11 protein-coding genes are annotated in these 15,631 nt (G+C 55.5%); 1 reads left to right on the top strand and 10 read right to left on the bottom strand.

The annotated features are described in order from the left end of the window. From M2397_RS29740 to M2397_RS29720, 5 genes are all read right to left on the bottom strand, one after another. A partial coding sequence (locus M2397_RS29740) for an Ig-like domain-containing protein (protein WP_259244999.1) occupies positions 1–3,909 on the bottom strand: 3,909 nt, incomplete at its 3' end. A 129-nt stretch (positions 3,910–4,038) separates the two neighbouring features. Beyond that, a complete protein-coding gene (locus M2397_RS29735) occupies positions 4,039–4,530 on the bottom strand; it encodes a hypothetical protein (RefSeq protein ID WP_259244998.1) in 492 nt (163 codons plus the stop codon). A gap of 51 nt (positions 4,531–4,581) precedes the next feature. Then, positions 4,582–6,321, bottom strand: a complete 1,740-nt coding sequence (locus M2397_RS29730) for an LPD7 domain-containing protein (protein ID WP_259244997.1) — start codon at positions 6,319–6,321, stop codon at positions 4,582–4,584. Positions 6,322–6,462: 141 nt separating this feature from the next. After that, positions 6,463–9,756: an LPD7 domain-containing protein gene (locus M2397_RS29725; RefSeq protein WP_259244996.1), complete on the bottom strand. Its 3,294-nt coding sequence runs from the start codon at positions 9,754–9,756 to the stop codon at positions 6,463–6,465. Continuing rightward, positions 9,746–10,093: a plasmid mobilization protein gene (locus tag M2397_RS29720; protein WP_077507139.1), complete on the bottom strand. Its 348-nt coding sequence runs from the start codon at positions 10,091–10,093 to the stop codon at positions 9,746–9,748. Before M2397_RS29720 ends, M2397_RS29725 begins: the two co-directional genes overlap by 11 nt. Before the next feature lie 288 nt (positions 10,094–10,381). Between M2397_RS29720 and M2397_RS29715 the strand changes: the two genes are divergently transcribed. Further along, entirely contained in the window at positions 10,382–10,735 is a 354-nt protein-coding gene (locus M2397_RS29715; protein WP_259244995.1) for a TraK family protein, read from the top strand. Between the two features lie 49 nt (positions 10,736–10,784). Here the strand turns inward: M2397_RS29715 and M2397_RS29710 are convergent, their stop codons facing one another. The 5 genes from M2397_RS29710 to M2397_RS29690 all read right to left on the bottom strand — a co-directional run bounded on the left by M2397_RS29710 (position 10,785) and on the right by M2397_RS29690 (position 15,594). Then, the gene (locus M2397_RS29710; protein WP_259244994.1) at positions 10,785–11,417 is read right to left on the bottom strand and encodes a hypothetical protein; all 633 of its coding nucleotides are present in this window, start codon (positions 11,415–11,417) and stop codon (positions 10,785–10,787) included. 5 nt (positions 11,418–11,422) lie between these two features. Then, positions 11,423–12,220, bottom strand: a complete 798-nt coding sequence (locus tag M2397_RS29705; protein ID WP_259244993.1) for a conjugal transfer protein, TraL family — start codon at positions 12,218–12,220, stop codon at positions 11,423–11,425. 243 nt (positions 12,221–12,463) lie between these two features. Then, complete coding sequence (locus tag M2397_RS29700) at positions 12,464–12,979, bottom strand: single-stranded DNA-binding protein (protein WP_259244992.1); 516 nt, start codon at positions 12,977–12,979, stop codon at positions 12,464–12,466. A 44-nt stretch (positions 12,980–13,023) separates the two neighbouring features. Continuing rightward, positions 13,024–15,198 (bottom strand): type IA DNA topoisomerase, encoded by a 2,175-nt coding sequence (locus M2397_RS29695; protein WP_259244991.1) that lies wholly within the window; start codon positions 15,196–15,198, stop codon positions 13,024–13,026. Between the two features lie 24 nt (positions 15,199–15,222). After that, positions 15,223–15,594 carry a killer protein gene (locus tag M2397_RS29690; RefSeq protein ID WP_259244990.1) on the bottom strand — a complete coding sequence of 124 codons (372 nt, stop codon included), beginning with the start codon at positions 15,592–15,594 and terminating at the stop codon, positions 15,223–15,225. Positions 15,595–15,631 lie beyond the last annotated feature (37 nt).

Raw genomic sequence — 15,631 nt, 5'->3', positions numbered from 1 at the left:
CAGGGTGTTGCCGTTGGCATCCTTGACCGTGGCCACCAGAGTACTGGTCGCCGTGCCGTTGGCCACGATGCTGGTCGGAGTCGCTACCAGCGAGGTTACGTCAGCAGTAGCGCTGTTTGGCGTCATAGCCACAGCCGCTGTTGCGGATCCCGCCAGGCTATTGGCAGTTACGGTTGCAGTCCCAGCAATTGTTGAGGACGTCAGTACGGCGCTCGCCTTGCCATTGGCATCGGTGCTGCTCGATGCGGCGGACAGGGTGCCGATGCTGGTCGACCAGGTCACTGGGGCGTTGGCCACCGGATTGCCGTTCGCGTCTTCAACCGTGGCCACCAGGGAGCTGGTCGCCGTGCCGTTGGCCACGATTGTGGCCGGGGTCGCCGTCAGGTCCACCACCTTGGCGGTGGAGACGTCCGGCGTCAGCGCCACGTTGACCGACGAAGCACCGGCCGAGGCCTGGGCTTTCACGGTCGCCGTGCCGGCGGCGGTACCCTTGAGCGTCACGCTAGCCTTGCCGTTGGCATCGGTGCTGCTCGACACGGCCGACAGGGTGCCGGTGCTGGTCGACCAAGTCACCGGGGTGTTGGCCACCGGATTGCCGTTGGCATCTTCAACTGTGGCCACCAGAGTACTGGTCGCCGTACCGTTGGCCACGATAGTGGTTGGGGTCGCAGTCAGGTCCACCACCTTGGCGGTGGAGCCGTCCGACGTCAGGATCACCGCTGCCGTTGCAGATCCAGCCACCGCCGAAGCTGTCACCGTCGCCGAACCGGCCACCGTGCCTTTCAGCGTCACCGAGGCCTGGCCACTGGCATTGGTCGTGCTCGATGCTGCAGACAAGCTGCCCAACGATGTCGACCAGGTCACCGCAACGCCGGCGCCCAGGGTGTTGCCATTGGCATCCTTGACCGTGGCCACCAGGGTACTGCTCGCCGCGCCATTGGCCACGATGGTGGCCGGGGTCGCCGTCAGGTCCACGACCTTGGCGGTGGAGCCGTCCGGAGTCAGCGCCACGTTGACCGACGAAGCACCGGCCGAGGCCTGGGCTTTCACGGCCGCAGTGCCGGCAACAGTGCCCTTGAGGGTCACACTGGCTTTGCCATTGGCATCGGTGCTGCTCGAGGCGGCCGACAGGGTGCCGATGCTGGTCGACCAGGTCACAGGGGCGTTGGCCACCGGGTTACCGTTGGCATCTTCAACCGTGGCCACCAGGTTACTGGTCGCCGTGCCGTTGGCCACGATGCTAGCCGGGGTCGCGGTCAGGTCCACGACCTTGGCGGTGGAGCCGTCCGGAGTCAGCTCAACATCAGCCGACGAAGCACCGGCCGAGGCCTGGGCTTTCACGGTCGCAGTGCCGGCAACGGTGCCCTTGAGGGTCACACTGGCTTTGCCATTGGCATCGGTGCTGCTCGATACGGCCGACAGGATGCCGGTGCTGGTCGACCAGGTCACCGTTGCATTGGCCACCGGGTTGCCATTGGCATCTTCAACCGAGGCCACCAGGTTACTGGTCGCCGTGCCGTTGGCTACGATGCTGGCCGGGGTCGCGGTCAGGTCCACGACCTTGGCGGTCGCACTGTTCGCACTGAATTCGACCTTTGCGGTTTCCTCCCCTGCCGAGGCTTTCGCCGTCACCGTGGCAGACCCCATTTTGGTCGACGATTTGAGCGCAACAAGCGCTTTGCTATTCGCGTCGGTAACGCTAGTAGCCATGGAAAGAGTGCCATCTGTTGTAGACCAGGTGACAGGTACACCGGCCCCGACTTGGTTACCGTTCGTATCGACAATGGTCGCGGTCAGAAGGCTAGTAGTCGTTCCATCCGCCGGTATAACGCCTGGAGCTGCCACCAAGGACAGAACGCGTGCATTGGCTATATCCGCAACGAAATCCACCTTGGTGTCAGCACTGCCAGCAACAGCTTGTGCAGTCACTGTTGCATCACCGATTTGTATCGGCGAGGTCAGCACTACCGTTGCCTTGCTTCCTTCATCGGTCACCGTCGACGCACTGGACAGAGTTCCGTTCGTAGACGTCCAGGACACAGGAACACCAGCGCCCAGCTCGTTGCCATTTTTGTCGATAACAGTTGCTACCAATGTGCTTGTGGACACGCCATCTGCAAGGACAGAGGAAGGGGTAGCCACCAAGCCAACCACTTTTGCCGAGGTAGGATCCCCAAGGAAACCAGCATCCGCCGATGCAGCCGCGCCTTGAGGCTCTTTTGCTGAAACCCGTACCACGCTGCTCGATCGGCTAACCAGTTTCAAATTGGCTTTGCCTTGCTTGTTTGTCATCGAATCTTTTTCGACGACAGTGGCCGATCCACTGACGGCCCAAGTAATAGCCGTGTTGGAACGTGGCGAGCCGCTTGGCTCCTGCAGAGAAGCAGTGAAAGTCACCTCATCGGCGCCGTCCGCCTTCGCCTCGGCCTTCGAGCGGTCCAGAGCAATGAGGAACGGCGTCACAGTCACCTGCATGACATTAGATTTAACTACCTCGCCGTATACGTCGGTGCCTATGGCCTGCAGCGAATAGGTATTCAGGCCGGTAGGGTTGTAAGCAGGCAAAACAACAGCGCCGACTCCGGAACTGTTGTACGGACGGGCAAAGCTGCTTGCCGAACCGGTCCATGTGAAATTGCTTGCGCGGCCGCCCGTCAAAGTCACCGGAAACGAAACCACAGCTGTTGGTGTGCCGCTGATTTCAGGCGGCAGCATCAGTAACGCGTGTTCGGCTTTCTTGTAGTCCAGGACAATTTCATTGTTCCGGTTAACCAAGCCATAGCGCGAGTTGGCCAGGTTGTGGTTGACGCTGTAGGCCGTCGAAAGCTGTTTCGACAGTGGAACCCCGAACTGATAGTTGATCGCCAGCTTTACCGACGTTTCAGAAAGACCGTCTTGTCCTTGGCGATAGTCGACGCCACCGCTGATCATTGGAACAGGCGCGTAGCTCAAGCCCAAGGTGACTGCTTGCGGATCTTTCTGACGATTGCCGGCACCGAACAGACCAACCTCATCGCCATAGTATTTTTCATACATGGCCTTGGCAGTGACTTTCGGCAGCGAAGGCAAGTTGCCTTCAATGCGAAGGTCATAACCATTTGCCGGCCGCTCCAGGTAATTATCCAGATCCGGCGATTTCTTCCATTCCGACATCCGAACATAAACGTTCGCGCTTGCACGAATGTTATCGGTAAATGCCTCTGCGCCGATGCCCAAGCGCTCATTCTTGCCCGTCATGTCACGATCGTAGAAACCGTTAATGCCGGCGAGCCAGTTATCAAAATTGCGACGATAGCCGACACCCAAGTTGATGGTGCTGCGGTAGTCCTCAGTGCGAGCATTTGAATGACGCACCCCCACCTGTGCAAACACCAGGTCTTGTTCGCCATCGACAATCGGATAGAGCATGTCGAAGCTGGCAGTCTTGCCGCCCTTGCTGCCAACATTGAAGGCAACCTCAGTCGTAGCATTACGGGCTGAGAACCAATCTTTCAGACCTTGGGCAGCCGCCGAGTTCAGCATTCCCATGGCCATGCTGCCGAACTCGTCGCTGCCCTGATAGCCATTGTTGCGAGGGTTAGCAATCGCTTGCTGATCTGCAGCAGGCAAGCCACCTACGAATTCTGACAGCGGATCCGCGTTGCTAGATGGCGGTTCTTCTTTCACGGCGTCGCTGGCCAGCTCCGGCAGGTTGTACGGATTCGAAGCACTGGACTCTTCCACCAGCTCGCCTGGAATGGCATCGCCAGGGTAACTGTAGGAAGCTTGGTTTTGCTCAATGGCGGCGGCGTGCTCAACCTGCTGAACAGTTGTTGAGCAACCAGTGACAAGGGCTAAGTAGCCAATGAACAGTTTTTTGATGAGCGAGCGCGGTCCTCCGCGCCATGAATTATGCGTGTCAGTAATCATCGGTAATTCCCTGGATGATGAACAGCGGAAACAGCTATTCGCGGCGCAGAAGCACCGTTAGTTGTTTCTAATTAAGTTGACCGGCATCTGACCTGGATCGGTTGGCCGATAAAAAGATGTGGAACGTTTTTAATCGAACGCGAACTGCGAACGCGTTATGCCAGGTGCGATCCAGTCGTCACGGTTCCAACTTGAAATTGCATCGTCTATCGTCCGTCCTGCACGTCCCACTGCGAATTGCTCATGGTTGAAACAGACGACGGCTCGTTGCCCATCAGCGGTGTGGCTTCCATCAATATCAGGTTTGCAGCGACAGTCGGGACATCCTTTGATTGAACCAAACTTAGTCGCCAAACGCCGCAGCTCAGTAAGCCGATCTATACCATCTGCAAGCACCAATACATCACGCAGGTGCTCGACCAAATCCGTAAAACTCTCGGGATCATCCTTAAGTACCAGCTCTAACGCTTCGTAAAGTAACGGACGGTCACCTAACGGAAGCGCGCCGTAACCCGCCCCGATCAGAGCATTTCGAACATAATCATTCGGTAGCAAATTGGCGCCTGGCAGGCGGCGCGCGATCGCCAATTTGCTACCGGGGTTGGTTGCCTGTTTTATCATCAAATCGCACTCCGAATTACAGAAACCCCCTCCACCTGGAGGGGGTCATCCTCAGCTCTCTATTTCTAACTCGTGGACTTCTTCGAGTTGGGTCGTCACAACCGAAGGGCTCTCAACGTTTACGCCAGGAGCCTGCTTTTCGTCAGCTGCTGGGGCCTTCTGACCTGCTCCTGCAGATTTTTTGCCTGCAGTTGTTTTCGGAGCGGATGGCTTGACCGAACCTGCTTTGGCGGACTTGGCAGGCTTAGCAGCTTTGGCAGGCTTCGCCACAGCTGTCACATCTGGTTTGGCCTGCGGCACCACTACTGAAGCTGCGCTTGCAGGAACTTCAATAGTGCTTTCAGCCACGCTTACGAGGCGTTGCGCGATTTCAAGAGCGGGCTCCAGGGCAACCAGCGCCTCGTCTGAAAGACCCGGCTCGCTCACTATCGCGTCAATCGTCTCCTTGAAGCTTTCGCGATAAAAATCATCGCTCATATAGGAAGCCAGAAACTCGCGGCCCTCGGTGCTGTTGTCACTGGACGCCACCAACCATTGCGCATGATCCGCTGCGCGCCACTCCATGACTGTCGACGAAGAACGGATCTCCGCTTCGGTCATACCGGCCATGGCCTCGCGGAAAGTCAATTCGCGAGCAATGATGAAGCTCTTGTCTGCGCTCTCAGCAGTAACCAAGGAGGGCACGTAATCCAGCTGGTCCACGATGTTGACTCGACGAACCTCTGCATCGCTTGCCAACCCGGGGAGCCGCTGCGACTTCTCAGCGGAAACGCCTGCTTCGGCAGTTGAAGCCTGAGGCACGATTGCGGGGCTTGGAACCGCACCAGATGGAGTGGTTTTTCGCTCGCTATCCGCCAACGGAACTACCGGAGCTGTTGCAGAGCCAGGTGAAGCCTTATCGCGTACGGGCTCCGGATCGATCTCCCAGACTCGACGAAATACCTCTTTCGACTCCTTGACACCGGTCTCCTTGTTCAGAACCTTCTTCATTACAGGCAAAGACCCTTTGTCCGTTATCTGGATCGGTTGGCCCTGCTGGTAGCCGCCGTCTTTCATCAGCTCACCCAGTCCCACCCCCCATAGCGTGCGAACACCGCTAGGGGTTTTCACGGCGACGTAATAGCTCACATCGTTTTTCTTATCCATCATGTACGGCGCACTACCGTGGTCGACGAGCGAACCTTTCGTCACATCGCTACGTCCCATTTCCTCGGCAGAGGATTGTCCAGTACTGGCCTCGCGCTCGGCCGTATCAAGAACAGGTGCATCGGGGGAAGCAATCTTGTTGCTGTCGTGCTCCAGTTCCAATTCAGCACGCCTTTCAGCGAGCCGTTCATTCATCACCCTGTCCGTGAAGTGAATATCAAGGTTATTTTTCGCAGCAGCTTCAATCACTAAACTCTTGAATTCAGCAGTACCATTAATCGTCAACGTACTACCGAACCGCTGTTGGGCCATTTGCAACGCAAGCTTCACCCCTGATTCCGTGATACCCGTACGGCGCAACGCAATGACTTTGCCCGTATCGACAAACACTGTTTTGTCCGTTTTTTTGTCCAGGTAATGAACGGTCGAAGTAAATCGAGATTTTTTCGTGTAAAGGTCATGCGCTTCCAAGACCCTTTCCAGTTCTTGTTTCGACTCTTCATCCGTATCCTGATCAAGCCGTTTGAAAACCTGCTTGATCCTCTCCCTCACTGGAAGCTCTTTATCACCCTCCGGACCGCTTATTGTAAGTTCCGGTATAGGATCCTCATCCTTTATTATTTGTCGAATATTCTCACTACCCATAATAGGTATCTCCATTAAATATTAGGGACGCATGAACGCCAGCCATTCAATAATGAAAGCTGAAGGAAGGTATCTACGTAGTGCATTCAGAGTTGTAAGATATTAACCCGAACCCATAGCTATGGGTTGGCAAAAACTTAATTAGTCGTCGTCACGATCAACGCAATCGTTATAGTGCAGATCGTACCAATCTTGGTCTACATCGCTAAAATCCGTTTCATATTTCTGTTCCACTTCGACATCAGGAGAACTCGGTTCCGTCGACGGTACAATCGCGCGCAACCCGAGCGAAACCGCTTCCCCATTGAGCGTAAAATTCAGGGGCAGCGGTTTTGCCTCAACCTGGACGGGCGAAGCAGGCAGAACCGGCCGCAACCCCAGCGATACAGTTTCCCCTTCGAAGGTAAAGGCCAGAGGCAGCGGAGTCTCCTTGGCCTGGGCCTGGGCCTGGGTAGCGTCCTGATCGTTAGCAACGGTCGGGTCAACAGGCCGCAACCCCAACGAAACCGGCTCACCGTTGTTGGTAAAGGCCAGGGGCTTCGGTCCTGTCTGCACCTCGACCTTAAGCGCCTCAACGGTCCGCTCCACAGGCATTTCCGCTGGCAGAGTGCCCAGGAACTCGCGGGTAAAGTTGGCCGAAACCCGGCTTTGTTCCTGCTTAAGACTGTCCAACTCACTCAGCCGTGAAGCTACCTGCTGGTTCAATCCTGAGTCGGTGTATTGAATCGGCAACTGCTTATCAACAGCAGCTTCAACAACCAATTTCTTGAACTCAGAATTTCCATTAATGGACAGTGTATTGCCAAAACGCTGCTGTGCCATTTGTAATGCGAATGCAACAGCCGGTGCGCTTACTTCTGAACGACGAAGCGAAATCGAATTGCCAGTGTCGACAAACAACGTCTTATCAGTTTTTTGATCGACGTAATGAACATTCGAGCTGAACAGCGACTTCTTGGCATACAAACCAGCAGCTTCAAGTAGCTGCTCAATTTTCTCCTTGAAACTTTGATCGACCTCTTTACCAAAATTTTCTACCAAACTCTTAATACGATCCCGTACCGGTGTCGTACTCCCAGGGCCACTGATGGAAAAATCGGGAAAGCTTTCTTCCTCGGTGAGCAATTGCCGAATGCTTGCACTACCCATTAAAGATACCTCTCTCTCTCTAGTTGACTTCGGTTGTTTTATTGCTTCCTGCGCTTTCAGTCGCTCAAAAGTAAGGACTGAAAAAAGTTGAGCTTTGTCTTGCCGCGTCAATCGAACATCCGCAAAAACGAATCGGCGCAGCTCGTAGAACTGACTGTCGACACGGCGGATGGCATGGCGCTGCGCCGGCAAAAGTTGGTTCTGTTCTAGCGACCGACTCAACGATGCCGCGACCGTTGAAGCGCTGCGGGTCCCTGCCGTTGAAACCGGTTTTGCGGTCTGGATCTTGAATAACTGGGCGGGCTTGTCGCCCTGTAGCGCCGCAAACAACCGGCGTGAGTGCGCCTCGATGTCGGCAACGGTGGCAACCTTGTTCGGGTTGCGCGCGTACGGTGGAACCACGATTCGCACCGAACCAGCCTTGCGCCGCCGTTGCGGCTGCGCTTGGCCTTGAACAGGTCCGCCCTTAACATCCGCCTTCCTGGCCGGACCGGCCCGCTGATTGGCGTCCTCTGTAGGCTCCTTGAGCGGATCAAAGAGCCGGGCGCTGAAGGTCTCGATATCCGCGACGGTTGCTGGCCGGTGCGGGTTTCGTGCGTAGGGCGGAATGCTTGAGCGCCGGGCCTTGGTCTTGCGTTGCGACTTAGGCCGGTTACGGACCGGCTCGGCAGCCGGTTCGCCTCGTAGCGGGCCAAGCAATTGCGTGCTGTAAGCCTCCACGTCCTGCACAGGCGCATCCCGATGTGGGTTGCGTGCATAGGGAGGGATTGTCGACATCGATCCGGTGCGAGGCTTACGCGGCCGGCGCGGCCGGGGGGTGAGGTCAACCGCAGAATCCGGCGCATCTTCATGCCGGTGCGGCTGCAGTAGCTTGGTGCTGAACGCCTCGATGTCTGCCACGGTGGGTACGCTGTGCAGATCGCGGCCGTAGGGCGGTATTACCCGTCGATTTCCATTTGCACTGGCTGGGCCTGCGGAGCTTGTTGTTCCCGAAGAAACGCCGGCAGTTCGGCCGGATCGGGTTCCTCTTCCTCTTCCTCTTCCGTTTTGTACAGGTGCTCGCAATCCAGAATCTCTTCCTGCTGCTGCTGGCTCCAGGTGAAGCTGTGCAGCACCGGGCAGAAACAGCGAACCTGAACTTTGTCCGTCGATTTCCCCGTGGTCTGCCAGATCGCGTCCTGACACGTCTTGCACGCTACCGGGAGTTTCGCTAGTGCGCTCGGCTCCAGCTTCAACAGCACTTCGCTTACCACTTCGCGGCCGCTTGGGAGGATGTATTCCGCCATGATGTTCTCCATAGGTTTGATAAAAGGTCTGTTCGCGCTGAACAAGCAGTGAGGCTTGCTGTTCTGCAGTTGACTGCTTGTAATAAAGCTCACGGAAGGATGCCGTGGCCTTATCGACGTACTTCATTTCCCTGGCGCGCGTGGGCCACTCGCTCAGCCGCTCCTGGATGACATGTTTTTCCAAAGGCGGGCGCTTGAGTTGCCGACGCACAACAAAATCATCTTTGAAGATGGTGTCTTTAAGGTTGGTGAACTTGGCGTCACCGGGCAGTTTTACCGCGATGTATTCGTTTTCCTTACCCTCATTTCGAACACGGGTTTCGCCATGCGAAGCAACCAACTCGTAAAAAGCCGAACGCGACAGAATGTTCTGGTTGACGATTTCCTTGACCAGCTCCTGCTTGAACTCCCGATTCTTTCCATAGAAATCATCGCCCTTGTAGCGCGACAACACGCTGGCCGAATCCTTCGGATCAAAACGGATATGGTCACGCGGTGAGGCAAGGTTGTACTTCTGGTTGATGTACTCCTGAAACGCTTCCATGTACTTCTCAGTACGTTGGTGCATCCCGGCCGGATTTGCCTCATTGCCGTTGAACATGTTCTTACGCGGAATAATGATGTGGATATGCGGTTTGCGGTCGATCATTTCGCCCGTTTTCCGATCCCTCATTTGCTTAATCTTTGGCAGATGCGCTTCGGCGTAGAAGTTTATTTCGTGTTCTTTGTAGGCATGCAACAGAAACTGCTTAAACTCCGTGGTCACATCCAGCAAAGTATCATAAGAAATATGATCTTCTTTGAAGGCCATGGTGTAGGACAGATAGCGCTCCTGTCCGTTATCGGGGATGGACTGATAAATCTTTTGAGTCACATCTAAATCACCGTGAAGAATGACGCGTTCGTCGAGTTCATCCCGCGTATGCTCACGCCCCTGCTTGACCCCTTCTTCTAAATACTCCTTAGCACCATCGTTATAACCCCGAAGCCTAATCAGCATTGTCCACCCCGGCGCTTATTAGTTCGCGGATACTGATCAGCTCATTGAGAAACTTAGCGTATAATGCTTGAGAAATAATATCTCTTTTCCAGGCACGGTTAACGCTATGAGCTAACTGATTTAGGTTATTACTTGCTTTACTGTAATAAAACAGAAGGCGTTCATATTCTTGTGAGGATTGTTCAAAGACCGGATTCGCCTGGAGAAAAGTCTCCCGGAAGAATGCGGACTGGCTGAGTCCGGCTGCTTTGATTTTCTCTTCATAGGGCGCCATTTGCTCATCCGTGAGGCGGAAGGAAACGACGCGTCCTTTGTTGACTCGCTCTCGCTTTGCCATAGCTTCACCCGACAGCAACCGACAACAACGACAACCAGGCTTTTCCCGCTCTGCGGGGTTTCAAAGGGGGTATCCCCCTTTGGCACGAACGATGTTTAGAAAATGCGAAGCTATTTTGTAAACAATCGGTGACGTGCCTGGGTTTTGGCCTTGGAATCATCTGTACGGCTGGAGATTGATTTACGTCGCTCTAGATCGATCAGAGTCGATCTGATGTTCTCTATTTCCAGGTCAGTGGCCTATAATCGATCTGATTATCTCTAAGTAGCTCTATAGCGAGGCCACCACATGACCAATTGGCGAACCCTGCCCCGAACCGGGAAAAGCCAGTTCATCCCCCTGATGCCAGAGATTCAGCAGCGCCTGAATCTTGGCCAGACCTACAAACAGATCCACGATGCGCTGGTTGAATCTGAAAACATCACCTTGGGCTATCAGCAGTTTGTTAAATACATCAACAAACTGATGAACATCAGCACCAATGCGAAACCTGCTACGCCGATCATTCCTGGCGTCCCTTCAAGGCATCTATCAGGTGAACACCCTTTAGCGCACTTGGCGGCCAACCGTGAAAACCGGCGGAATCAGGACGCGGACATTCACAATCCGGTGCCTGACCCAAAGAAAATTTACGGAGAATAAATGCCGAAAACATCATGGCCGCTACAAACATGCGGCCTTTCTGCGCTGGCTATTCGGCCAGCAGTTTATTGGGCAGCAGTTTTTTAACACCAGGTGCCAATGACTTTAAAGCCTCCTGTTGGCCTGAGTACCGATCGAACCAATAGTTCGCAGCCTCCTGATTTTTAGAGCCTGCTGAATAAAGCAGAAACAGTCCTATCGAAAACAAACCCATCAGCCCTATAAGCGCAATAGCCAAAACCATGTTCAGCCTGGACGTTTTGGTATCGCGTAATCCGTTCGAAAGCGCTTTAGCCTGGCGCTCCACTTGCGTGATGTCGCTATTGGCACGTTGCAACGCCGTCGTTAGCAACTCCGAAACGCTGGCTTCGACGCTGCCTTTTAGACGTTCCTGAGCGGCTTCAACTTCGAATTTTCCAAGTGCAGAAAGTGCTCCCTTCGTCTCGTGCATCAAGGTTTCAGCGGTTCGCTCTGCTTCTTCGACTGCGAACACTACTTTCGAAAGGCTCTTTTCAAGTTCACCAGGCAAACGTTGCATAGCCTCCACAATGGGTAGCGTGAATCTGTCCAACACAACCTGCTGACCGATGAAGTACGAAAATATTGGATCATCACCCGATAGTTTCACCCCGTGCTCTAAAAGCAGGCGAGACCGAATTTCATCTTTGAATACCTCATCCATGGCTGTTACTCGCTATGCACGTTGAACGCTCGATCCAGATCGGAATAAATATCGTTGAACACTCGATACAGCCGCGACTTAGACATCACCCCGAATTGTTCGGACTCCATTACTTGGCGCAGCGTAAGGTGCTTCTCCGTCATGATCCGAATATCGGTGCTGAATGCGTCGCTGTTGCGGTCAATGATCTTTACCAGGCCCTGGATGACATCTGAGTTGTCTTTGAACCACGGCATTTCGGCGAGCGGCTTACCGTTGAATTCAGGAATCCCCCAAAATTCGTTTTCCCAAACGACAATCTTCGCGTTGGACTTGGACTTCTTCACCAAGTCAATCATCGACAGCAACCCGGTGACCGTGTCGTCCTTGGCCTGTCCACCGGTCACAACACAGTGAATAAACACCTGCTTGCCGGCCTGTTGCAGCGCCTCCAGCACGTAGTTGGTGCTGATGTATTTGGCGATAGGAAGAAACGTTGATGCTCCGTTGTCGATCACCGTGACCTGGTCAACTGTCATCAACGTTTCAAACAAGGGATCGAACAAACGCTGCACAACGGCCCCGCCGTCGGTGATCGGAACCAGTTGCACATTCAGGTCCCGAATCTGGTGAAAGGTGCTGTTGACCGGATCGGTGTCGCCACAAATCGGGGCACAGCCCCGGGACTTGAAATACTGGGTCAGAACGGACGCTTTGAGCGACTTTCCGCAACCACCTTTTCCCTGCAGGATGAAGTGGCTGGTATTGGCAAAGAAAGCAGCAAGCGCGTTGAGTGTCTGTTCCTGCTTCATCGTTTTAGGCATGGAAACCTCAGGTTTTGAATGGGATATGGGAGGCGTTGGCAAGAAACACCAAGGGCGCGGCCCTTGTCATCTCGCAACGGCCGCGTTGACCTCAGGAGCGCGGGGGCGGTAAAGCTCTACCCCCACACTCCCGAGGAAGCCTGTGTTTTGACGGTGTGCCGTCAAGTGTGCGCTTCGCCCGTGCTTCCGTTCGCCGGAACGATGGAGCTGTTCCGACGAGCCGGGAGCGCGGCACATGACGGTTCAGAACGGGATGTCGGGATCTGGAAGTTCATCGGGATTCGGTGCAGGACTTGGTGGGCTCGCGACCCTTCCTCCACGTCTTCCGGCTGGTTTGTTACCCGCTGTAGGCGCTTGAGCGGCTGCAGGATTCGGCGCAGGCTCATGAGCCCCCGTACTGCCACTGTCACCCTGTGGACGGCCCCCCAGGAGCTGCATGGTGCCTTGCATGTCGACGACGATTTCTGTCGTGTAGCGCTTGATGCCGTCCTTTTCCCACTCGCGGGTTTGCAGCTTGCCCTCGATGTACACCTGGGAACCTTTGCGTAGGTATTCGCCGGCAATCTCGGCCACCTTGCTATACAGCACCACACGGTGCCATTCGGTTTTCTCAACTTTCTGGCCGGTCTGTTTGTCCGTCCAATGCTCGCTGGTGGCCAGGCTCAGGTTGGTCACGGCGGTGCCGTTAGGCAGATAACGCACGTCCGGATCCTGACCGCAGGTGCCGACCAGGATGACTTTGTTAATTCCACGGGCCATTTTCTACTCCATCAATTATTGGTTCAGCCAACACACGCCATCGGTTAGGCGCGTTGTTTCGCTGATGCTTTAGTTTTTGGAAACACAAACTCGACGTTGCCTTCGGCGGTCAGCTTCAACGAGGCGTCGAATGGCTTGCTGCCTTCCTTGTGGCCACGCATACCCTTGATCACCCCCGTGCGCGCGGTCGTCAGCAACTGGTGCATCTGTTCTTCGCTGAGTTCCTTGCCGCAAATCTCGCGGAACACCTTGAATTCACACACTTCGGCTTCACAGGCCACGACATTGCCGCGCGGGGCCATGACGCCGCCGCACATGGGGCACTTGGCCGTGACGTTGAAACCCTGCACAGCCCCAAGGTCGACGGCATTGATTTGCTCGACAATGAAAGCTTCCAGCTCGTCCAGGAACGCATCGCAGGTCAGCTCGCCGCTTTCGATCAGTTGTTGTTGCTCATGCCAGAGCGCGGTCATGTCCGGCTTGGTGGCAATGGCTGGCAACGCGTCGTGGAACTGCAGGCCGAGCTTGGTCGGAATCAGCTTGTTGTTGTCGACGCCGTAATAGTTGCGCTCCAGCAACTTGGCCAGCATCGCGCCGCGTGTGGCTGGCGTGCCAATGCCGCCGCGCTCGTTCTTATCCTTGCCTTCGTCGCGGCTGAGTAACAGCTTTTTGATGCGCGGATCCGTGACGTATTTGGAAACCTGGCGCAGATCCTTGAGCAAGGTTGATTCGGTGTAGAGCGGGAGTGGTTTGGTTTTTTCCTTGGACACGCTCAAGCTTTCGCATTGACCGCTAGACCCGGTGGCCAGCGACTCCAGCACATCGAACGGCGATTCAGAGACATCGCTGTCATCGCCATCCTCGCCGTCCTCAGCCGCTCCAGCATCGTTGATCAAGGCCATCCAGCCCGGCACGGTGACTTTCTTGCCGCGCGCCACAAACTCGCTGCCGGCGACCTCAAACTGCACTTTGGCCGAGCGGTACTGCTTATCGGGCAGAAACTGCGCGACGTACTGTTTGACGATGGCCAGGTAAACCGCGCGTTCTTCGCCCGTCAGGTTGTCCAGATCGATCCGCACCGCCGTTGGGATGATCGCCGTGTGCGCTGATATCTTGCTGTCATCGAACGCCCGGCTTTTGCGCTCGGATTCGACACAGGCAAAGGTGCTGGCCAGATCCGGCAGCGCCGAGGCCAGCACGGCCAGCGTTTCCGGCGCCTCGTCGTACTGCTCATCAGACAGGTAGTTGCAATCGGAACGGTTGTAGGAAATGGCCTTGTGGTTTTCACGCAGCGCTTGCGTGATGGCCAAGGTTTTTTCCGCGTTAATGCCGTGGTCTTGGCTCATCTGCGCTTGCAGATCCAGCAAGGAGAACGGCAACGGCGGGGGCGTTCGTTTGTCCTCGACCTTGGCGACAGTGACCTGCGCGACTTGTTGCTGACACGCCTTGACGATGTCGGCCGTAAACGCTTCGTCAACGATCCGCTTTTTGCTGTCGACCGGCGCACCGGCCGGCGGCTGGAGCTTGGCGGTGATCGACTTGCCGTCGAAGTCGAATTTGCCGAACACACTGAAGAAAAAGGCGGCGCTATGTCCGGTGTAGGCTTTAAAACGCGCCACGATCAAAGCCAGGATCACGGTTTGCACCCGCCCTACCGCGAGCACCCCCCGGATACCCTTCGCCTGGCCAGCGAGCGTATAGGCCCGCGTCATGTTGAAACCGTAAAGCTGGTCGCCAATGCTCCGCGCTTTCGCTTTTTGTGACAGGCCGAAATACTGGCTGTTGTCGACCATGTTGGCCATCGCCTTACGCGCGGCGTTGGCGTTCATATCGTTGATCAGCAGCCGCTTGACCGGCCGCGTATTGCCGACATACTCCAACACTTCGTCAACCAGGAGCTGGCCTTCCTCGTCCGGATCGCCGGCATGCACGATTTCTGATGCGTGCTCGATCAGCCCGCACACCACAGCCAGTTGATCCTGGGTTTTTTCGATGGGGACGTAGATCGCGGGACGCAACTTCAATGGCAGATCTGCTGCCACCCAGTCAGCGTACTTTGGGTTGTGATGTTCCGGCGGGGCAAGCTGCAGTAAGTGACCAATGCACCAGGTCACAATGTCCGAACCGCACTCGATGTAACCCGTCTTCCTGCGACCGTCCCCCAGGGCCTCGGCAATTACCTTGGCCAAGTCCGGCTTTTCTGCGATATACACTCGCATATTCATTTCCTTGTTCTGAGCTGGTTAGCCGCGGGCTTTACCAAACTTGTCGTTGATTTTTTTGGTGATACCCCGGTCCGCCGTTGGGCAACTGTTCTGCTGCTTCAGCCTTTCTCTAGCGGTGGCGCTCCAACGGATTTTTCCCCTCTTCTTCACCAGAATGCTGAAGTACTCGGCTTCGGCCTTATCGCACTCGCTACCGCCGTCATCGCCTGAACCGGTGACCTTGGAGTATTTGCCGAACATGCACAGCACCATCTTGCAAGGGTCTTTCGCGTACACAGGCGGTGGGGTCAGTAACGCAGCGCCGATCAGCGCGGCCGTAAAACACTTTCCCAGGGCGAAACGCTTCGCGGCCAGGCAAAAAATGCCGGCCGGCTTAACGGTCTGTTTCATTGGTTGTCTTCCTGAAAAGGCACCTGGCGGCGCCGGG

It is taken from the genome of Pseudomonas sp. BIGb0381 (genome assembly GCF_024809815.1).
GTDB lineage: Bacteria > Pseudomonadota > Gammaproteobacteria > Pseudomonadales > Pseudomonadaceae > Aquipseudomonas.
The sequence above is the reverse complement of the archived record's forward strand: the minus strand, read 5'-3'. Positions and strand labels throughout refer to the sequence as shown.